General features: G+C 59.2%; 18 protein-coding genes. 10 read left to right on the forward strand and 8 right to left on the reverse strand.

All coding sequences use genetic code 11. From position 1 onward, the window contains the following. Positions 1 to 97 precede the first annotated feature (97 nt). Positions 98 to 2,425 (forward strand): molybdopterin-dependent oxidoreductase, encoded by a 2,328-nt coding sequence (locus Q0915_RS26605; protein ID WP_299483760.1) that lies wholly within the window; start codon positions 98 to 100, stop codon positions 2,423 to 2,425. A 2-nt stretch (positions 2,426 to 2,427) separates the two neighbouring features. Then, on the forward strand, positions 2,428 to 3,198 hold the full coding sequence (locus Q0915_RS26610) for an IclR family transcriptional regulator (protein WP_299483761.1): 771 nt from the start codon (positions 2,428 to 2,430) through the stop codon (positions 3,196 to 3,198). Between the two features lie 67 nt (positions 3,199 to 3,265). Here the strand turns inward: Q0915_RS26610 and Q0915_RS26615 are convergent, their stop codons facing one another. Beyond that, the gene (locus Q0915_RS26615; protein WP_299483762.1) at positions 3,266 to 3,667 is read right to left on the reverse strand and encodes a rhodanese-like domain-containing protein; all 402 of its coding nucleotides are present in this window, start codon (positions 3,665 to 3,667) and stop codon (positions 3,266 to 3,268) included. A gap of 120 nt (positions 3,668 to 3,787) precedes the next feature. Here Q0915_RS26615 and Q0915_RS26620 point away from each other — a divergent pair, with 120 nt between their 5' ends. From Q0915_RS26620 to Q0915_RS26650, 7 genes are read left to right on the forward strand one after another with little or no spacing between them, the layout of a single operon-like run. After that, positions 3,788 to 5,062, forward strand: a complete 1,275-nt coding sequence (locus Q0915_RS26620; RefSeq protein ID WP_299483763.1) for an FAD-binding oxidoreductase — start codon at positions 3,788 to 3,790, stop codon at positions 5,060 to 5,062. A gap of 5 nt (positions 5,063 to 5,067) precedes the next feature. Next, positions 5,068 to 7,152, forward strand: coding sequence for a hydantoinase/oxoprolinase family protein (locus Q0915_RS26625; protein ID WP_299483764.1), 2,085 nt, complete (start codon positions 5,068 to 5,070; stop codon positions 7,150 to 7,152). Beyond that, positions 7,149 to 8,804 carry a hydantoinase B/oxoprolinase family protein gene (locus tag Q0915_RS26630; RefSeq protein WP_299483765.1) on the forward strand — a complete coding sequence of 552 codons (1,656 nt, stop codon included), beginning with the start codon at positions 7,149 to 7,151 and terminating at the stop codon, positions 8,802 to 8,804. The genes Q0915_RS26625 and Q0915_RS26630 overlap by 4 nt, the downstream gene beginning before the upstream one ends. After that, positions 8,801 to 9,541 (forward strand): SDR family oxidoreductase, encoded by a 741-nt coding sequence (locus tag Q0915_RS26635; protein WP_299483766.1) that lies wholly within the window; start codon positions 8,801 to 8,803, stop codon positions 9,539 to 9,541. Before Q0915_RS26630 ends, Q0915_RS26635 begins: the two co-directional genes overlap by 4 nt. A 4-nt stretch (positions 9,542 to 9,545) precedes the next feature. Beyond that, positions 9,546 to 11,453: a propionyl-CoA synthetase gene (locus tag Q0915_RS26640; RefSeq protein ID WP_299483767.1), complete on the forward strand. Its 1,908-nt coding sequence runs from the start codon at positions 9,546 to 9,548 to the stop codon at positions 11,451 to 11,453. Beyond that, positions 11,450 to 11,800: a RidA family protein gene (locus Q0915_RS26645; RefSeq protein WP_299483768.1), complete on the forward strand. Its 351-nt coding sequence runs from the start codon at positions 11,450 to 11,452 to the stop codon at positions 11,798 to 11,800. The genes Q0915_RS26640 and Q0915_RS26645 overlap by 4 nt, the downstream gene beginning before the upstream one ends. 1 nt (position 11,801) lies before the next feature. Then, positions 11,802 to 12,542, forward strand: coding sequence for an amino acid ABC transporter ATP-binding protein (locus Q0915_RS26650; RefSeq protein ID WP_299483769.1), 741 nt, complete (start codon positions 11,802 to 11,804; stop codon positions 12,540 to 12,542). A gap of 187 nt (positions 12,543 to 12,729) precedes the next feature. On the opposite strand, the gene Q0915_RS26655 is transcribed toward Q0915_RS26650, so the two are convergent. The 7 genes from Q0915_RS26655 to Q0915_RS26685 are packed head-to-tail and all read right to left on the reverse strand — an operon-like array spanning position 12,730 to position 18,844. Beyond that, positions 12,730 to 13,986 (reverse strand): ABC transporter substrate-binding protein, encoded by a 1,257-nt coding sequence (locus tag Q0915_RS26655; RefSeq protein WP_299483770.1) that lies wholly within the window; start codon positions 13,984 to 13,986, stop codon positions 12,730 to 12,732. Further along, positions 13,983 to 14,960 carry a branched-chain amino acid ABC transporter permease gene (locus Q0915_RS26660; RefSeq protein ID WP_299483771.1) on the reverse strand — a complete coding sequence of 326 codons (978 nt, stop codon included), beginning with the start codon at positions 14,958 to 14,960 and terminating at the stop codon, positions 13,983 to 13,985. Before Q0915_RS26660 ends, Q0915_RS26655 begins: the two co-directional genes overlap by 4 nt. Then, positions 14,957 to 15,871, reverse strand: coding sequence for a branched-chain amino acid ABC transporter permease (locus tag Q0915_RS26665; RefSeq protein WP_299483772.1), 915 nt, complete (start codon positions 15,869 to 15,871; stop codon positions 14,957 to 14,959). The genes Q0915_RS26660 and Q0915_RS26665 overlap by 4 nt, the downstream gene beginning before the upstream one ends. Further along, positions 15,868 to 16,596 (reverse strand): ABC transporter ATP-binding protein, encoded by a 729-nt coding sequence (locus tag Q0915_RS26670; RefSeq protein ID WP_299483773.1) that lies wholly within the window; start codon positions 16,594 to 16,596, stop codon positions 15,868 to 15,870. Before Q0915_RS26670 ends, Q0915_RS26665 begins: the two co-directional genes overlap by 4 nt. Continuing rightward, on the reverse strand, positions 16,589 to 17,362 hold the full coding sequence (locus Q0915_RS26675) for an ABC transporter ATP-binding protein (protein WP_299483774.1): 774 nt from the start codon (positions 17,360 to 17,362) through the stop codon (positions 16,589 to 16,591). The genes Q0915_RS26670 and Q0915_RS26675 overlap by 8 nt, the downstream gene beginning before the upstream one ends. Next, positions 17,355 to 18,437, reverse strand: a complete 1,083-nt coding sequence (locus Q0915_RS26680) for an aldo/keto reductase (protein ID WP_299483775.1) — start codon at positions 18,435 to 18,437, stop codon at positions 17,355 to 17,357. Before Q0915_RS26680 ends, Q0915_RS26675 begins: the two co-directional genes overlap by 8 nt. Then, entirely contained in the window at positions 18,434 to 18,844 is a 411-nt protein-coding gene (locus Q0915_RS26685) for a TIGR04076 family protein (RefSeq protein ID WP_299483776.1), read from the reverse strand. Before Q0915_RS26685 ends, Q0915_RS26680 begins: the two co-directional genes overlap by 4 nt. 111 nt (positions 18,845 to 18,955) lie before the next feature. Between Q0915_RS26685 and Q0915_RS26690 the strand changes: the two genes are divergently transcribed. Then, on the forward strand, positions 18,956 to 19,606 hold the full coding sequence (locus Q0915_RS26690) for a GntR family transcriptional regulator (RefSeq protein ID WP_299483777.1): 651 nt from the start codon (positions 18,956 to 18,958) through the stop codon (positions 19,604 to 19,606). The last annotated feature ends 2 nt before the right edge of the window (positions 19,607 to 19,608 follow it).

Genomic DNA, 19,608 nt, shown 5'->3' on the forward strand with positions numbered 1-19,608 from the left:
TCTCGTGGGCTCCCGAATTCGAGTAGTGTTGAATTGATGACACTGGTCCTTATGTGTGTCAATATATAGAAAATTTGTTCTGATTAGCGAAACAGAAATGCCACTAACTTCAAATCACTGGGGTATCGGCTGCGTTCAGGTCGAAAACGGCCGGATCGCCTCAGTCGACCCGCATCCCGCAGACCCTGAACCCTCCCCCATCAACGGCAACATTGCCTCAAGCCTGAACGGCCAGGCCCGCGTTCTACGGCCGGCTGTACGCAAAGGCTGGCTCGAAAACGGTCCCGGTCCTTCAACGCGCGGAGAAGAGCCCTTTGTCGAAGTCGGCTGGGACACGGTGATCGATCTCCTCGCCGATGAGCTGAAAAGGGTCAGGGAGACCCACGGCAATAATGCGATTTTTGCCGGCTCCTACGGTTGGTCGAGTGCGGGGCGTTTTCATCATGCCCAGAGCCAGCTCAAACGGTTCCTCAACACCCAGGGCGGGTTCGTCCGCTCGGAGGGAAACTACAGCTACAACGCGGCTTTGGGCCTGATGCCGTTCATACTGGGCCCATTCCGGAAGCACGTTGCGCAGGCCACTCGCTGGTCAGTCATTGCTGAACATAGCGAGCTTGTCGTTTTGTTTGGCGGCCTCGCCATGCGCAACGCCCAGGTCAGCGACGGCGGCATCGCACAACACCGGCTTGGCGATAACCTTGCCAAGTGTGCCCGCGAGGGCGTCCGTTTCGTTAATTTCAGTCCCTTGCGAAGCGATGTTCTGGATGGCGTCGACGCCGAATGGATTGCGCCGTTACCAGGCACCGACGTCGCCGTCATGATGGGCATCGCCCATACGCTTTTGGACGAAAATCTGCACGACCAGAAGTTCCTTGACCGCTACACCGTCGGCTTCGACCAACTGGCTGCCTATCTTCGCGGAGAAACGGACGGCATCGCCAAAACACCGGAATGGGCCGCGGAACGTTCCGGGATTCCAGCTGCGAAGCTGAGACTGCTCGCTCGGGAAATGGCCGCGAAGCGCACAATGATTTCGTGCGCTGCCAGCCTGCAGCGCGCCGACTACGGGGAGCAGCCCCTCTGGATGACCGTTTCGCTTGCGGCCATGCTCGGTCAGGTCGGTCTTCCGGGAGGCGGCTTCACGATCGGCTACGGCGTCAATGGCAATATCGGAAATATCGAGCGGTTATTCCGCCCCGGTGCGCTGCCACAGGGACAACGCCGGATACCGGACTTCATTCCGGTGAGCATGATTTCAGAAATGCTGCTGCACCCGGGGCAGGACTACACCTATCTGGGTCAAAAGCGGACACTACCGAACGCGAAGATGGTCTGGTGGGCGGGCGGCAATCCGTTTCACCATCATCAGGACCTGAACCGGCTGAGGCGCGCATTTGCAACACCGGACACGATTGTTGTCAACGAGATCAACTGGACCGCGACGGCACGCCACGCTGACATTGTCCTGCCCGTCGCAGCGCCGCAGGAACGAACCGATTTTGGTGCAGGCAAATCCGACAACGCGCTGATCCCGATGCCTGTCTGTGCTACTCCTCCCGGCGACGCGCGAACCGAGTTCGACATCTACTGCGACCTTTCAAGGCGCCTTGGGAATGTGGATGATTTCTCGGAAGGACTCGACGAGCACGGCTGGCTCACCAGGCTCTGGGAAGAAACAAGAACGGCCGCCAACGAACACGGGATCCAGTTACCGGACTGGGACACGTTCATTTCAGGTGACGTTATCACCTTGCCCGACCCGTCACCGAACCAGGTCTTCCTTGCGGACTACCGGGCGGAACCGGATAAATTCGCGTTGCCGACACCCAGCGGACGTATCGAGTTGCATTGCCAGACTATTGCCGAGATGAAACTGCCGGATTGCCTGGGGCACGCCAGCTGGTTTGAGCCGCGGGACTGGGCGGCCGCGAATGACCGCTCGTATCCGCTCGCATTGGTCTCGGGCCAGCCGGGAACCCGTCTCCACAGTCAGCTCGACAACGGTGCAACCAGCGTCGCTTCGAAGATCAACCAACGCGAACCTGTCCTGATTCATCCGAAAGATGCGGCGAAACGGGACATCTCCGACGGCGACATAGTCGAGCTTTACAACGCCCGCGGCCGTTGCCTTGCCGGCGCCAGGGTGACGGAAGACATTCGCGAAGGATGCGTGTTTCTTTGGACCGGAGCCTGGTATGACCCGGATTTCTCAAACCCGGACCAGCGCGACCGGCATGGGAACCCGAATGTTCTCACTCATGACCACAGGACGTCGTCACTCACACAAAGCACGGCTGCGCATTCGACGAACATCGAAATCCGTCTGCCCGAAGGGTCCGTTCCTGCGGTCCAGGCACATGCACCCCCTCGATTTACCTTTGCGGATACGTCCGCTACATTGCGGAAAACCGCCAGCAAAGTCTGAATATGTCCGAAAAAAAACCGACCGAAGCAAAAGTAGATTCCACCCTCTCCAAAGGCCTGGCGATCCTCGAAAAACTCGCCGAAGCGCGCCGGTCGCTCGGTGTCACGGAAATTTCCCGAGCGCTGGACCTCACCAAATCGAACACTTTCCGCCTGCTGCAAACGCTCTCCAGACTTGGCTACGTCGCGCAACGCGAGGACGGAACCTACGCGGTGACACTGAAGATGTGGCAAGTCGGACGCTCAACGGTCGACAGCCTCAACTTGCGGGAACTCGCTGCTCCTGAAATGGCGTATCTTGCCGAAGAAACGGGCGAGACCATCTATCTGGCGGTCCCCGAGCAATTCAATGTCGTTTACATCGACAAGATCGAAAGCAAGAAGCCTATCCGCTCCTGGAATCCGGTCGGCGGATCGGCCCCGATCCATTGTGTCGGCACAGGCAAGGCGATCCTGGCGGCGAATTATACCAGCTTGCGGGAAAAACTGTCGGAGCCCCTGCAGGCGTTCACAAACCGCACATTGACCTCGCTGAGCCAGCTCGACGCCGATATCGAGGCCACGCAAATGCGCGGGTATGCATATGACACGGGCGAATTCCGCGACCGCATTCTCAGTTTTGGAGCTGCAATAAGGTTGCCGGACGGTGAAGCTGTCGCGGCAATCGGTATCTCGGTTCCGAACGTCAACCTTCCTGAAAATGCGGAAGACCGTTTCGGTTCTCTTTCAGCGCATGCGGCCGAAGCGGTTTCCCGCAAACTCTCCAGAGTGTAGCCCCATGGACCACGAGACGCGTTTGCACCGAGCAGAACGCGCCTAGCAGCTTAGAAGTCTTTCCTGATCAGGATTTGGGTTCCGGCATTTCCACCGGGCCGCCTTTTTCTGCCCATTTGGAAAAACCTTCTCTCAAATGCGCGGCCTCGAAGCCCATGTCCTGAAGCGTCGCAACCGTCAGCGCCGAGCGCCAGCCGGACGCACAGTGGAATATGAACTTCTTGTCTTCGCCGAAAACTTCCTTGAAATAAGGGCTTTCCGGGTCGACCCAGAATTCAACCATGCCCCTGGGTGCGTGAACGCTCCCGGGTATGAATCCGGACCGCTGACGCTCGCGCACATCGCGAATGTCGACAACCACAACGTTGTCGTCATCCAGAAGCTGGATCAGGTCCTGGATCTCGATTTCCTCAATGCGCGCCCGTGCTTCGGCGACCATGCTTGCGGAATTCTTCTTGAGCTTTTTCATTTGGCTCCCTGTTTCGATATATAAAACGATTATTTCTTATGTTGACACACACCCCTGATGTTTGCAACTAATCCAATATGGGCACGTTTGTGTAACAACGGTAGACAGGAGGCTGTTGCGGTGACCCGAACAATGCCGATTTCCCTTTGGGATGCTTCAGCCGAGGAACGCGACTTCGAAGGACGGTTGCCGGAAGGCGAAACCTTTGACGTCGCCATTGTCGGCGGCGGTTTCACCGGTCTCTCCACGGCGCTGCATTGCTCCGAAGCCGGACTTTCCACCTGTGTCATCGAGGCGAACCACATCGGGTTCGGCGGTTCCGGTCGAAATGTCGGTTTGGTGAATGCAGGGATCTGGCTGCCACCTACGCAGGTCCGCGAAAAACTGGGAACCAATTATGGCCCGCGCTTCCTGCAGCGGTTCGGGCAGGGGCCCGAGATGGTTTTCGATCTTATCGAGAAGCACCAGATCAGATGCGAGGCAACCCGCCAGGGGACGATCCACGCCGCACACGCTCCTTCCGGATTTCGCGATCTGGAGGCACGATGGAAAGAGTGGAACTCCATGGGCGAGCCGGTCGACCTGCTCGGACGAGAGGAAGTCGCGGAAAAAATCGGTACAGATGCGTTTCACGGTGGAATGATCGATCGCCGGGCAGGTACCGTCAATCCGATGGGATATTGCCGCGGCCTTGCCCGCGCCGCGACAGCAGCCGGCGCCAAGATCTGTACAGGCGTGAAGGTCACCAATCTCCTGAAACAGTCCGATGGCTGGGCAGTTGAGACAGACAAGGGCCGCCTGCGGTCGAAAGCCGTGGTTCTGGGGACCAACGCCTACACAGATGCGCTGTGGCCCGGGCTCAACAAGACCTACACAATGATCCACTATTTCCAGCTGGCGACCGAGCCGCTGGGAGAAAAAGCCGCACACATCCTGCCGGAACGGCAGGGACTGTGGGATACGGCACCTATCATGTTCTCGCTCCGCAAGGACAACAACGACCGCCTGATCATCGGATCGATGGGCAAGGTCATCGGTACGAAGTCCAGCGGACTTTCTCAGCGTTGGGCGCAAAAGCGAATTTCGAAGATGTTTCCCGATCTCGGCAGAGTGCGTTTCGAGGAAGCCTGGCACGGCCAGATTGCCATGACCCCCGACCATCTTCCTCGCATACACACGCTCGACGACGGGCTCTACACACCCATCGGCTACAACGGCCGTGGCATTACCACCGGGACGATTTTTGGGCAGGGCATGGCCGGCCTCCTGACAGGCATGGACCCGGAGGAACTGCCATTGCCGATAACGGACGTGACCGCTGTCGCATCTGCGCCGCTTATGTCGCGCTTCTACAATATTGCCTTTACTGCCAACCAGTTCATCAAGGGTTTTTGAACAGTATGAGTATGTCGGACATTCGCGTTGGCGTGGATATTGGCGGCACGTTTACGGATGTGGCATTGGACCACCCGGATGGCATGGCCACGTGCAAGGTGCTCACGGACTACACCGAACCCGAACGCGCGATCCTGAAAGGGATCGAAACGGCCGCGCGAAAAGCAGGCATTGCACTTCACACAATCACACAAGTCATCCATGGCACAACGCTGGTGACCAACGCGCTAATCGAACGGCGTGGTGCACGGACAGCGTTTATCACTACCGAAGGTTTTCGGGATGTCATCGAAATGCGGTCCGAGAACCGCTTCGAGCAATACGACCTCAACCTCGAACTGCCCAAGCCGCTTGTTCCGCGCAAGGACCGCTTCACGCTCAACGAACGCGTCGGACCGCAAGGCCAGGTGCTTCTCAACCTTGATGCAGACGAAACTCGGCGACTGGCGGAACGCATCGTTGAAGCCGGTTACGAGGCTGTCGCAATCGGACTGATGCACGCCTATGCCAACGATGCGCATGAGCGCATGATGGCGGACGCTCTCAAAAAGCTGGCACCTGACCTGTCGATTTCACTGTCTTCTGTGATCTCGCCCCAGATGCGCGAGCTGCCGCGCTTCAACACCGTGATCGCCAACGCATATGTTCAGCCGCAGGTCTCTGCCTATCTCAACCGGCTTGTGGCGAAACTCCGAAACGCGGACATTTCCGCACCGGTGTTCATGCTCCACTCCGGTGGCGGTCTCATCTCGGTGGAAACAGCGTCAGAGCAACCCGTCAGGCTGCTGGAATCCGGGCCTGCGGGAGGCGCAATTTTTGCCGCGGAGTTTGCCAGGTCTCACCAGATCGACAAGGTCATGTCGTTTGACATGGGCGGAACCACCGCGAAAATCTGCCTGATTGAGGATGGCGCTCCCAAAACGGCAAACACGTTCGAGGTCGCCAGAACCTACCGCTTCAAAAAAGGGTCCGGTATGACCGTATCCACGCCTGTCGTGGAGATGGTCGAGATCGGCGCAGGCGGCGGCTCCATCGCATCAATAGACACGATGGGACGAATCCAGGTCGGCCCACGTTCTGCGGCATCCGAACCGGGGCCTGCCTGTTATCAGCGCGGTGGCGCGGAACCAACTGTCACCGACAGCAATCTGGTGCTCGGGCGGCTCGATCCGGACAACTTCGCAGGCGGCGAAATCCCGTTGTCGGTTGGTCTCGCACAGCAGGCGCTCTCAGAACGGATTGCCGAAGCGCAATCGATCCCGGTCAGCGAAGCCGCTTTTGGCGTCACTGAAATGGTCGACGAGAACATGGCCAATGCGGCCCGTGTTCACACGGTTGAAAACGGCCGGGATATCGAGCATTTCACGATGATCGGCTTTGGCGGTGGTGCGCCGCTGCATGCGTGCAGGCTCTGCGAAAAGCTCGGCATAAAAGCACTGCTGATCCCTCCCGGTGCCGGTGTCGGTTCTGCGATCGGCTTCCTGCGCGCACCGTTCAGCTATGAGGCGACGAGAGGTGTTTTTCAGACACTTGCGTCGTTTGACGCCGATGCCGTCAACGCGGCACTCGAAGCCATGGAAGCAGAAGCTCGAGCCTTTGTGCAAGCCGGTATCGGAGATGGCCGCACAACGACCCGCCTCACCGCGTTCATGCGGTATGCCGGTCAGGGCTGGGAAATCCCCGTCCCGCTGCCGCACAAGATTTTCACCTCCGGGGATACGGACGCTATTCTGGCCGAATTCGAAAGTGCCTACAGGATGCTGTTCGGCAGGACGATCGACGGGCTCGCACCGGAAATCACAAACTGGTCGCTCATCGTGGCTTCCGAAAGACCGCAACCGGAGACAACGAAGCCGCAGGCAGGTTCGAAAGATGCCGCCGTTCTTAGAAGGCGCCCGATATTTGACGCCGCACTGCGCAGTATCGTCGACGCGCACGAAGTCGAACGCTCAGCCATGACACCAGACAGTGTCGTCGCGGGTCCGGCCGTAATCATCGAGGCGGAAACCACCACCATCGTCACATCCGCTTATCGCGCCGTTGGTCAATCCGACGGCTGCCTGTTGCTGGTCCGGAAGGATGCCAAATGACGCCGACCGCCATTGATTACCAGATCATGTGGAACCGCCTCGTCGCTGTTGTCGAGGAGCAGGCGACGACCCTGATCCGTACCGCGTTTTCAACCTCCGTCCGCGAAGCGGGAGACCTTTCCGCAGGCCTCTTCGACCGCAGCGGCCGGATGATGGCGCAGGCCGTGACCGGTACGCCGGGCCACGTTAATGCAATGGCTGAAAGCGTAACGCATTTCGCGCGTGAAATCGGCCTGCAGAATATTTACGACGGCGACGTCTTCATCACGAATGATCCGTGGCTGGGGACGGGGCATCTGCATGACATCACCGTTGTCACACCGGTGTTCCGCGGCGGTCTGCATATCGGATTTTTCGCCTGTACGGCGCATGTCGTCGACATAGGCGGGCGCGGTTTCGGTCCGGACGCCGGCGAGGTCTTCGAAGAAGGCCTGTTGATCCCGATCTGCAAGTTTGCCGAGCGCGGCGAGGTCAACGAGCTTCTGGTCGCCGTCATTCGCGCAAATGTCAGAACGCCGGATCAGACCGTCGGCGACATGTACTCACTCGCCGCCTGCAACGAAGCGGGCAATCGCCGTCTGCAGGCAATGCTCGACGAATTCGGGATCGACGATCTGGACGGCCTTTCCGACTTCATCATGGACGCCAGCCGAAAGGCGACCCGCGAAGCGATTGCAAAGGTACCCGATGGCACTTACCGGCATGACATGACGGTCGATGGCTACGATCGTCCGGTGGAAATCGTGGTAACACTGAAGGTCGACGGTGATCGCTTGTCGGCGGATTTCAGCGGGACGAGCGGCATGAGCGCCTTCGGTGTCAATGTGCCGGAAGTCTATACCAGAGCCTATGCCTGCTACGGCCTGAAATGCGCGATTGCGGCAAGCGTGCCGAACAACACCGGGTCGCTGGATCCCTTTGAAATCTCCGCCCCCGAAGGCTGCATTCTTGCAGCGAAGCGGCCGGCGCCGGTCTCGGTGCGCCACGTTCTCGGGCATCTGGTGCCCGATGTCGTTCTCGGCGCGCTGCACAAGGCCATGCCCGGAACCGTTCCCTCCGAAGGCGCATCGGCGCTCTGGAACATTCAGATTTCCGCCCGTCCGAGCGATCCGGAGACCGGCCTGGAAAACGCGGAAATTCTGATGTTCAACTCTGGTGGAACGGGCGCTCGCCCTTCTGTTGACGGGCTTTCGGCGACAGCCTTTCCCTCCGGCGTTTCGACCATGAGCGTCGAAGCAACCGAGCATGTCGGGCCAATAACCGTCTGGCGCAAGGATCTGCGCGAGGGGTCCGGAGGTGCGGGCGCCCTGCGCGGTGGGCTTGGCCAGGTCATCGAGATCGAAGCACGTGACGGCTACGACTTCTGGTTCAATGCAATGTTTGACCGGGTTGAAAATCCTGCGCGGGGACGCGAAGGCGGCCATCCGGGGGCCGCAGGCCGCGTTGAACTGACCGATGGAACGCGCCTGAAGTCCAAAGGCCGGCAACGTGTGCGCAACGGACAGCGTCTGAAGCTGAGCCTGCCCGGCGGCGGCGGATATGGCGATCCCAAACAACGGGACCCGTGGCGGCTAATTGCTGATATTGAAGCTGGAATGATCACAGCTGATCAGGCCGCAAAAGACTACGGATATTCTGGAGAAGATAAATGAGCGAGAAAATCGCACTCGTTACGGGCGCTGCTCAGGGCATCGGATATGCCTGCGCCGAAGCACTGGCTGAAGACGGTTTCAAAGTTGTCCTGTCGGACATTCAGGAAAGCGTTCATCAGGCTGCCGCGCGTCTTGGCGGCACGGGCTATGTTTGCGACATGGGCAATGTCGAGCAGATTACCGGCATGTTCGAGCGGATCGAAGCCGAGGCGGGACCGGTTGCTGCGCTTGTCAACAATGCCGGCATTGCGATGCCGGGCGACTTTCTCAAATATTCGCTCGACGATTTCAAAAGGGTGCTCGACGTCAATCTGATCGGTGTCTTCCACGCGACCCAGCGGGCCGCAAACACGATGGTCGATCGCGGCATCAAGGGCGCGATCGTGAACATGTCCTCGATCAACGCACAGGTCGCCATTCCCGCAATCCCTGCCTATTGCGCGTCGAAGGGCGGTGTCATGCAGCTGACAAAGGCCGCAGCCCTGTCGCTGGCGCCTCACGGCATTCGGGTAAATGCTGTTGGCCCCGGCTCCATCGACACGGAAATGATGGCCGGTGTGAACGCAAATCCGGAAGCCCTTGCAAAAGTCATGTCACGAACCCCGATGGGCCGGGTCGGAACCGCCCGCGAGATCGGCAACACGGTGGCATTCCTGGCATCGGAGAAGGCCAGCTACATCACCGGCGAGACGATTTATGTCGACGGCGGCCGTCTTGGTCTGAACTACACGGTATGAACCTATGAGCGGCTACACGGAAACCTATCAAGCCTGGCTGGACGATCCCGAGGCGTTCTGGATGAACGCCGCGCAGGATATCGACTGGATGAAGGCTCCGGACATCGCGTTCAACCCTGATGCCGGAGCCTACGGGCGCTGGTTTCCGGATGGGGTCTGCAACACGTGCTGGAACGCGGTTGACCGCCACGTTGCCGCTGGTCATGGAGAGCGTCTCGCACTCGTGCATGACAGTCCGGTCGCCGGGTCCAAGCAAAGCTTTACCTACGCCGAACTGCAAACAGAAGTCGGTGCGCTCGCCCAGGTCCTTCTTGCCAACGGTGTCGTGAAGGGCGACCGCGTGATCATCTATATGCCAATGGTTCCGGAAGCCATATTCGCAATGCTTGCTTGCGCGCGCCTCGGGGCCATTCATTCCGTCGTTTTCGGGGGATTTGCCTCGGCAGAACTCGCGACCCGGATTGAAGACGCCAAGCCGAAGGTCATCATTTCGGCGTCCTGCGGCATCGAGCCCAATCGTGTCGTCGCCTACAAGCCGCTTCTCGATGAAGCCATCGAGATGTCGGAGGACAAGCCTGAAAAATGCATCGTTCTACAACGGGACGCGCTTGAAGCGGACATGATTTCCGGCCGCGACCTGGACTACGCGGAGACCGTCGGCGCCGCGCGTGGAGCCATTCCGGACTGCGTTCCGGTCAAAGCCACCGATCCGGCCTATATTCTCTACACGTCCGGAACAACCGGACAACCGAAGGGTGTCGTACGCGACACCGGCGGCCACATGGTCGCGATGAAGTGGTCGATGGAACACCATTACGGTGTCAAACCGGGTGACGTCTTCTGGGCAGCGTCCGATGTCGGCTGGGTCGTCGGTCATTCCTACATCTGTTACGCCCCACTTCTGCATGGCTGCGCGACGATCGTTTATGAGGGCAAGCCGGTTGGAACACCGGATGCGGGTGCATTCTGGCGGGTCATCGCGGAACACAAGGTCGTTGCGCTCTTCACCGCGCCAACCGCCTTTCGCGCCATTCGCAAGGAAGATCCGTCCGGCAAGCTGATCGACAACTACGATCTGAGCCACTTCCGGACCCTGTTTCTGGCGGGCGAACGATCCGATCCGGCAACCATCGAGTGGGCGCAGCAGAAGCTGAAACGCCCCGTGATTGATCACTGGTGGCAGACCGAGACAGGCTGGCCGATGTCCGGCAACCCCGTGGGGCTCGGCGTGCTGCCTGTCAAACCAGGATCCCCCGGCGTCCCGATGCCGGGCTACAAGATCGACGTTCTGGATGACGCGGGCAATCCGGTCCCGCCCGGAACACTTGGCAACATCGTTTGCAAGCTGCCTTTGCCGCCGTCCGGAACGCCTACGCTCTGGAACGCCGAAGAGCGCTTTTTCAACGCGTATCTGAAAGACTTCCCAGGCTATTACACGACGTCTGACGCCGGCATCATCGACGAAGAAGGGTATGTCTTCATCATGGCGCGCACGGACGACATCATCAACGTTGCGGGGCATCGTCTTTCAACCGGTGCCATGGAAGAGGTGATCGCCGCACACAAGGACATCGCCGAGTGCGCGGTCATCGGTGCCGCAGACGCTCTGAAAGGACAGATGCCGATCGGTTTCTTCGTTCAGAACGATGGCGCCGGCCGCGACGGGGCCGAGCTTGAGAAAGAGCTTGTTGCCCTGGTGCGGGAAAAAATCGGTGCCGTCGCGGCCTTCAAGACGGCCATGGAAGTCAAAAGACTTCCCAAAACCCGATCCGGCAAGGTCCTGCGTGGGACGATGCAGAAACTCGCCGACAACCAAGACTTCAAGATGCCGGCGGCAATCGACGACCCGGCGATCCTCGACGAGATTTCAGACGTGCTTGTCGACCACGGCTACAGGAAGGTGCAGGGATGATCGAACGGATTCATACCGGTCAGCGCATGAGCAAGATCGTCAAGCACAACGGGGTCGCCTATCTCTGCGGCCAGGTCGGTGCAGGCGACAGCGTCGCCGATCAGACCCGCGACTGCCTCGCGCGCGTCGACGCTCTTCTTAAAGAAGCCGGGTCCGACCGGGAACACATCCTTCAGGCAATCGTCTGGTTGGCGGACATGGCCGACTTTGCCGAAATGAACGCTGTCTGGGATGCCTGGGTCCCGGAAGGACACGCCCCTGCACGCGCCTGCGGCGAAGCACGCCTCGCCCGGGACGTTTTGAAAGTGGAAATCATTGTGACCGCTGCCGTCAAGGAGGACACCTGAGATGGAAATAGCCGCTGTCGAACTCCGCAAGGTAAACAAGTATTACGGAAGCTTCCACGCGCTCAAGGATATCGACTTTGCCGTTACCAAGGGCGAAAAGATCGTCGTCTGCGGCCCGTCAGGATCCGGCAAGTCAACCATGATCCGAACGATAAACCAGCTCGAGGAACACCAGTCCGGTGAAATCCTCATCCATGGCGATGAGATCTACGCCGATGCTCCTAATATCGAAACACTCCGGCGTGAGGTCGGTATGGTGTTTCAGCACTTCAACCTCTTTCCGCATATGACCATTTTGGAAAACTGCACGCTTGCACCGATGTTGGCGCGCAAGGAAAGCCAGAGCGAAGCGGAAGAGCGCGCAATGGGGTATCTGGAAAAGGTCCGGATCGCCGATCAGGCGCTCAAGTATCCCGGTCAATTGTCGGGCGGACAGCAGCAGCGTGTTGCGATCGCACGCGCACTTTGCATGAAGCCCGACATCCTTCTGTTTGACGAGCCGACCTCAGCCCTCGATCCGGAAATGATCGGTGAGGTTCTGGACGTCATGGAAACGCTTGCAAAGGAAGGCATGACGATGATCTGCGTCACGCACGAAATGGGATTTGCAAAACGCGTTGCCGACCGGGTCATTTTCATGGATGCCGGCCAGATTGTTGAAGAAGCGGATCCGATATCCTTCTTCGAAAATCCGACCAACCCCAGAACCAAACTGTTTCTCGAGCAGGTGCTTACACACTGAGTGCTTGAGCTTTGCTCCTCCCCAAAAACATAGAGGTTCCCTCCCAGGGCAGCCTGCCTGGACCCGGCCGAAGCGCCGGGTTTTTTTTGAGGTGGTTTCTCGGCTCAAATCTGTGCGCTTCGTACCGGTCCAGAGGGACCTGGAATGCCCGGGCAAGCCGCTCCGGGCATTCCAATGCCAAAGCCCTTTATTTCTTCAAGGAAGCAATAAAGGCGTCGACATCGGTCAGCGAGAGATACTCGACTTCCTCAGTGCCGCTGTCGGTGAACTTCCACACAACTGCCGGAGCCGAAACGTCGCCATTTGCGTCGAAACGCACGTCACCCGTTGCGCCCTGGTACTTCACCGTGCCGCCCCCAGCGAGCGTATCCTTGGCTGTGCTGAATCCGGCGGTGTCCGCAGTGATCGGCGTGCCGGATGGGTCTGTCACTTTGGCGACGGCGGCTGCGATATCAGCACCCGACGCGTCCTTGCCGGCCGCTTCCATTGCGAGCAGCGCGATCATTGCCGCATCGAAGCTGTTGGCAAGACCGGGTCCGTTCGGTTCGGAGCCGAATTTCTCCACATAGGCGGCCTTGAATGCGTCGGCACTTGCAACACGCGGCGATGCCGTGTCCGTTCCCAAAGCGTTGCCGAGATACTGCAGCCCGACATTGTCCCTGAATTCATCTGATTTGAGGGAGTTTGCCAGGATCATGTTCTGCGTTCCACCGAGCGACAGCCATTCGCGTACCGCCGATGTTCCCTCGTTCGGGTAGAGTGCCAGATAGAGTGCATCCGGCTGTCCGCCAATCGCTTCGGTCACCTCGGCCCGATAGGAGGGTTGCGCGTCATTGATGGCGACGGAAGACGTCACCTCTATGCCGGCAGCAGCAAAGTCCGCAGCGATCAGGCGTGCCATGTCCTGACCCCAGTCGTCGTTCTTATAGAGGACAGCAACTTTCTTGTAGCCCTTGTCGGTGGCAACCTTCGCGCCCATGGCCGACTGCACCGCGGTCGTGGCAAATGTCCGGAACCAGAGGCCGTTAGTCTTGCCGTCTTCCGACAGTTTCGTGAAGGCCGTCGACGACGAGCAGCAGGACATCTGCATGACACCGCCTGGTACGGTCACCGAAGTCAGGATCGGCATCGAAACACCCGAGGACACGGCTCCGAGCAGTACGTTTACCCCTTCCAGATCGACAAGGGCCTTGGCTGCATCCACGCCGACCTTCGGATCGACCTGGGTGTCGCGGAGCACCATCTCTATCTGGCAGCCTGCGGCGCCGCCTGCTTCATTGACCTGATCAACGGCAAATTGGGCGACTTCCGCGATCGGGCGTCCCCAGTCGACCGATGTCGGCAGCGTCGCACCGATTTTTGTCGTGCATTCCTGCGCCTGAACTTCCGTCCCAAGCGCAGATACTCCAGCCGCGAAGGCGGCAACAGTCAGTAACGTTCTCATGTGAACCCCTCTGCTTGTGTTTTTTCCCGGTTCTGACCGGGTTGAGAAACGATCAGCCGCTCCGGAAAGAGGCCCTGAGGCCTCCAAAGCAGCATGCCGACGATCACAAGACCGATCAGCACGAACTGGATCGACCCCGTGTAAAGCTGTGCTTCGATGGGCGCGAAGCGTGACAAGGCCCACCCGGAAAATGTCCAGGCGCCCCAGATCAGGAACGCGCCTGCCAGGGCACCGCGCGTGTTACCTGCGCCGCCGACAATCAGCATGGCCCAGATCTGGAAGGTGAGAATGGGAAGAACGTCCTGTGGGCTGACGAAAGCGTAGAACGTTCCATAGAGGCCACCGCCAAGCCCGATGATAACGGAGCCGGTGACAAAGGAAATCAGCCGGACGCGGTCCGGTGCCTTGCCCAAAGACCTGGCGGCGGTCTCGTCTTCTCGGATCGCGCGCAGCAACCGGCCAAACGGAGACACCGTAAGCCTTTCGAGAAAGACGTAGACTGCGACAAGGATCAGCAGCACGAAAACGAGGAATACGGCGTTATAGGTAAAGCCGTCGCCCAGCATGTCCCTGAAGGGCCGTTCAAAGCCGCGGATCCCCTGCGCGCCGCCCGTCAGACCGGTTGCGTTTCGCATAACATTCTCAAACGCCACCGCCACGCCGAATGTCGCGATCGCCAGATAATCGTGACGCAGTCTCAGCGTGAGCTTGCCGACAATCCAGGCAAGAACACCTGCTGCTATCATTCCGCCCGCCAACGCAAGTGGATAAAACAAGCTGAAGCCGCCGAGCTGACCGTCCTGCGGCGCCCCGCCCAGGATCAGCGTGCCATAGGCACCGGCGCCGAACGAAGCCACGACACCGCCATTGAAGAGGCCCGTGTTTCCCCACTGCAGGTTCAAGCCGAGAACTGCGATCCCAAGGATCGCGGCAACCGTAGTGAAAAAGACGAGATAGGAGACAACGCCGATCATGCGCGCGCCTCCCCGAAAAGACCGTTGGGACGGATGAGGAGGACAAGAAGGATCATCAGGAACGGCACCGACGGCGAATATCCGGACGGCAACACGACGAGCGCGATATTGGATGCGATGCCGACGATGAACCCACCCAGAACAGCGCCATAGACGCTGCCGATACCGCCGACAATCGTGGCGGCGAAGATCGGCAAGACGAGGTCCCGCCCCATCACGGGCGTGATCTGATAACTCAGCCCGTAAAACACGCCGGCAAGAGCACCCAGCGCACCGCCGATGATCCAGACGGCCACGATCATCTGTTTCAGATTGACGCCGTGAACCTGTGCCAGGCTCGGGTTCTCAGCAATTGCCCGCAGGGCGAAGCCAAAGGTCGTTCGTGAAAAGACCAGGTAGAGAACGAACATGATCAGCAGTGCGGCGATCAGCACGAAGACCTGATCCGGCTTCACCAGCAGCAGCGGATCACGCGACAACACCATGGCGAACGCGATGTCGCGCGAATAGAGTTCGCTCGACAGCCCGAAAATCAAACCGATGACATTGCGGATAACCAGTGACATTCCAAAGGACGCGAACACCATCGACAGTTCGCCCCCTTTCTGCCGTACCCGGCGAAAAACCAGGTTGTCGATCAGAACGGCGGACAGACCGGTCACCACCATCGAGATAAGGATCGACAGAGAGAGCGCGCCCGTCATGGACAAGGGCCCGATCTTTGCCGACAAAACGGGAAGCAGGCTTTCGAAAAGCTTGTCGAAAACCAGCGCGCAATACGCCCCTATCGACAGGAGTTCTGCATGTGAGAAATTCGCGAAGCGCAGGATGTGCATCACCATTGTCAGGCCGATGGCACCGAGTGACAGAAATGACCCGACCAGAATGCCGTCGACAAGATGCTGGATCATGCCGCCCCCTTCCGTTCTCCGCCGAGATAGATCCGGCCAAGAGCCGGGTCCTCCAACAAAGTTTGCGCCGGCCCGTCGATCTGGTTCCGGCCTTCGGCGAGCACATAACAATGATCGGCGCGTTTGAGCGCCTGTTTGACGTTCTGCTCCACCAGGAGGACCGAAACTCCCTGACGCGTGAGATGTTTTACGTGATCGAGAACCTCTTCGGCTGCTTTTGGAGAGAGGCCCGCAGATGGTTCATCCATCAGGATCAAGCGCGGCTCGACCGCGAGCGCCAGGGCTATCGCGAGAAACTGGCGCTGACCGCCTGAGAGTGAGCCGGCCTTGCCGCGCCGCTTGTCGGCAAGCACCGGAAACCTCTCGAAAAGTGCTGCCAGGCGTTCGTCGCGATTGCCATGAGCCTTGAGCGCGAGATCCAGGTTTTGCTGTATCGTCAGTGTCCGGAAGACATTGTCGGTCTGGGGCACATATGCCATGCCGTTGCCGGACATCCGGTCCGGTGACATGCCGGTGATGTCTTTCCCCGACAATCTGACATGCCCCTGCGAGACGGATAACAGACCTGCAACCGCCTTGATGAGCGTTGATTTCCCCGCACCGTTCGGCCCGATGATGGCCGTCAATTGCCCGGCCGCAGCCTCCAAGGATACCTTGCGCAGGATCGGAAGATCCGGCACGTAACCCGCCGTCAGAGCGTCTATCTCAAGCAGGGCTTCAGGCATCCATCGGCGCTCCCAGATAGGCGTCCAGAAGGATCGGATTGAACTGTGCTTGGGCTGACGTACCCTCAAACACGACCTTACCCTCGGCCATGGCAATCACCGGGTCGCAGTGGCGCATCACGAAATCCATATCGTGCTCGATAATGAGAAACGTCTTGCCGCCCCGGTTCAGCTCTTCGATCTTTTCGATCAGCACTTCGGTGAGCGCAGGGTTCACGCCTGCCGCCGGTTCATCCAGAAGGATCAGTCTCGGATCGCCCATGAGGACCCGTGCAAGTTCCAGAAGCTTCATCTGTCCGCCGGAGATCTTGCCTGCCGGCTGATCGGCAACTGGACGGAGCGTCAGAAAATCCAGGACCTCCAGCGCCCGTTTCCGGATGGTTTGCTCTTGTTCGCGAATTCTCTTCCTGCCGAAAACGGCACCCAGAAGCGTCTCCCCGGTCTGCTCCAAAGGGGCCAGCATGACATTTTCCAGAACGCTCATGCGCGCGAAGGGGCGCGGGATCTGAAACGTACGGCCGAGGCCGATGGCAAATCGCCGGTCCGGCGGCAATCTGGAAATGTCGGTTCCGAAAAGGGAAACCGTTCCCCGCGTCGGGGACAACTCGCCTGCAACGACATTGAAGAGCGTGGACTTGCCCGCGCCGTTGGGGCCGATCAGGCCGGTGATCGATCCTTCGCGAATTTGCACGGACACGTCGTCGACGGCGGTGAAATCGCCAAACGTCCGGCTCACGCCGCTGAGGGTGAGGATCGCGTCATCCATTGGACGCACCCAGAACCGCATCGTCCGGACGGGCATTCAGATTGTACTTCATGATCCTGCCGTGCCGTCCGGTCCGGTCGCGCTCCAGAGCAAACACCGGTCCTTGCGGGCCGGGCGCGGCATCCAGCAGCATCGAAATACGCGCCATGTCGGTTTCGTCCAACTGAAAGCGGAACACCTCGAGTGTTTTCGGCAAGTGTCTGGCGTATCGGGCACCCACGATCGCCGCAGCGACTTGCGGCTGCTGGAGCACCCATCGCGTCGCGACCGAGCTTAACGTCACCCCGTAGCGCGCGCCTATGTCCTTCAACACGTTCAGAAGGTCCTGAAACACGGACCAGGAACCGAATTCGTCGATGATCAAACGGTACTTGACCAAAGATCTGTTCTCAAAAGCAAAACCGGGGTCCGGCCTGCCAAGCCAGCTTTCTGTGAGGAACCCTCCGGCCAAAGTTCCGTAGCACAGCAGTTTGATGTCGTGGTCGCTGCACCAGGGCACCAACGATTTCGCCGGACGCCGGTCGAGCAGGGAATATTGCACCTGGGTGGAAACAAGATCGATGCCGGCGTCGAGAAACGGTTTTGTTTCCTGGATATCCCAGTTGGTGACGCCCAAATGCGCGATCTTGCCCTTTTCCTGGCAGCTCTTCAGAACCTCCATGGCACGGACGGGCGCACCGATCGTGCTGTCCCACCAGTAAAACTGAACCAGATGCAGACGTTCGATGCGAAGCCTTTTGAGGGACCTGTCGATAATCGCCTCAATTTCTTCAGCAGTCAGATCGGCGAGACGTTCAAGATCCGGCACCAGCTTTGTGTGAACCTGCACGCGCTCAGCCGCGTCAGATCCGCGGCGCCGTCGCAAGTCGCCGATGAAGGCGCCGATCATTTCCTCAACGCCGGTATAGATGTCAGCGCAGTCGAATGCGGTGATGCCTGCGTCAAGAAAGGCTTCCATATCGGCAATCGCCGCCTCAGGTTCGACCGGTCCGTGATCGCCGGCGAGCTGCCATCCGCCCTTGATGACGCGCGGGATCCGGTAGTCCGACCGGAGCGGGGCTGTCTCCACGCTCATTCCGCCTCATCCTTTTGCCAGTAAGGCGTACCGCGCACTTCGGGTAGACCGCTCGTTTCCGAATGAGAAAACCAGCGTTTCTGAGTGCGTGTTATCCGGAACCGCCCGCCGCAGTGGGGGTCGGCACAGGCAACTTCCGCATCGGTCGACATCCAGTCATTCGGGTGCGTCTCCCGTTGCTTGGCCGGCAAAAGCGGCAAGACCGCTGCGAGCGCATACATGGAAACGCGCTGCCCCTCGGCGAATACGAGTGCTTCGCCTTCCACGGCGAAACTTTCGCCTTCAATATGCCGGCACACAGGTCTTCGCCCGTCGAGAACCGTCTCCACTTTCAGGTCATAGAGCCAAAACCCGTCCTTTCGTTCGGAGGGTTTTTCTTCGAGGGCACCTTTGTTTTCGTCGGCCACCGCTCCCCACTTTTTTGTCTTAGCGCCTTGCGTGTGATCTGTGATATTTTATACCATGTCTCAAAATGGAGTTGTCAAGAAAGAAACCCGCCAAGGGTCGGAAGGACAGGGATGAGCCAGCCGAAAATTGCCCGGATAGATCAGTCTAAGTTGCGAGAAAGCGCCTATGACGCATTGCGCGAAGCCTTCACGCGCGGAGCATTTGCACCTGGTGAGACGGTCAGCCTGAGAATGCTGGCGGGTCAACTCGGCACGTCCATGACACCTGTCCGCGAAGCGGTCAGGCGCCTCGTCGCCGAAGGTGCCCTCGTTGATACGCCCAGCCGCACGCTCGAAGTGCCCCCTTTTGACGCGAACAGAATGCGTGAACTGAAGTCAGCGCGTCTCGCGCTTGAGGCCTTGCTGCTCGAAGAGGCCATGGATCATCTCGATGCGGCTGCGATAGATGCGCTTGAAGACATCATTTCCGCCCCCCGGTCCGACAGCGGCACGCCGGATCTGAAGCAAAATTATGACTTCCATTTCAATCTTTACCGGCATTCCGGTTCAAGGGTGATCCTTCCGCTGGTGGAAGCGCTCTGGCTACAATATGGCGCTTTCCTGAACCTCGTTGTCCGGGAACGGTCCGCCAACGAGATCCCGGAACACATCCATCACCAGGAAATCATTGCCGCCCTGCGGAAACCGGATCGCGACGCGGCACAGCACGCCCTGGCGATGGATATCGAACGCAGCTTCAAACTCCTGTTGCCGGAAACCTGAAG

The sequence above is a fragment of the uncultured Roseibium sp. genome (genome assembly GCF_947494555.1).
Classification (GTDB): domain Bacteria; phylum Pseudomonadota; class Alphaproteobacteria; order Rhizobiales; family Stappiaceae; genus Roseibium.

Bases quoted from the DNA above. Each gene is read 5' to 3' on its own strand.
- Q0915_RS26605 (WP_299483760.1), top strand. From the start codon at position 98: ATGCCACTAACTTCAAATCACTGGGGTATCGGCTGCGTTCAGGTCGAA.
- Q0915_RS26610 (WP_299483761.1), top strand. From the start codon at position 2,428: ATGTCCGAAAAAAAACCGACCGAAGCAAAAGTAGATTCCACCCTCTCC.
- Q0915_RS26615 (WP_299483762.1), bottom strand. From the start codon at position 3,667: ATGAAAAAGCTCAAGAAGAATTCCGCAAGCATGGTCGCCGAAGCACGG.
- Q0915_RS26625 (WP_299483764.1), top strand. From the start codon at position 5,068: ATGAGTATGTCGGACATTCGCGTTGGCGTGGATATTGGCGGCACGTTT.
- Q0915_RS26630 (WP_299483765.1), top strand. From the start codon at position 7,149: ATGACGCCGACCGCCATTGATTACCAGATCATGTGGAACCGCCTCGTC.
- Q0915_RS26635 (WP_299483766.1), top strand. From the start codon at position 8,801: ATGAGCGAGAAAATCGCACTCGTTACGGGCGCTGCTCAGGGCATCGGA.
- Q0915_RS26640 (WP_299483767.1), top strand. From the start codon at position 9,546: ATGAGCGGCTACACGGAAACCTATCAAGCCTGGCTGGACGATCCCGAG.
- Q0915_RS26645 (WP_299483768.1), top strand. From the start codon at position 11,450: ATGATCGAACGGATTCATACCGGTCAGCGCATGAGCAAGATCGTCAAG.
- Q0915_RS26650 (WP_299483769.1), top strand. From the start codon at position 11,802: ATGGAAATAGCCGCTGTCGAACTCCGCAAGGTAAACAAGTATTACGGA.
- Q0915_RS26655 (WP_299483770.1), bottom strand. From the start codon at position 13,986: ATGAGAACGTTACTGACTGTTGCCGCCTTCGCGGCTGGAGTATCTGCG.
- Q0915_RS26660 (WP_299483771.1), bottom strand. From the start codon at position 14,960: ATGATCGGCGTTGTCTCCTATCTCGTCTTTTTCACTACGGTTGCCGCG.
- Q0915_RS26665 (WP_299483772.1), bottom strand. From the start codon at position 15,871: ATGATCCAGCATCTTGTCGACGGCATTCTGGTCGGGTCATTTCTGTCA.
- Q0915_RS26670 (WP_299483773.1), bottom strand. From the start codon at position 16,596: ATGCCTGAAGCCCTGCTTGAGATAGACGCTCTGACGGCGGGTTACGTG.
- Q0915_RS26675 (WP_299483774.1), bottom strand. From the start codon at position 17,362: ATGGATGACGCGATCCTCACCCTCAGCGGCGTGAGCCGGACGTTTGGC.
- Q0915_RS26680 (WP_299483775.1), bottom strand. From the start codon at position 18,437: ATGAGCGTGGAGACAGCCCCGCTCCGGTCGGACTACCGGATCCCGCGC.
- Q0915_RS26690 (WP_299483777.1), top strand. From the start codon at position 18,956: ATGAGCCAGCCGAAAATTGCCCGGATAGATCAGTCTAAGTTGCGAGAA.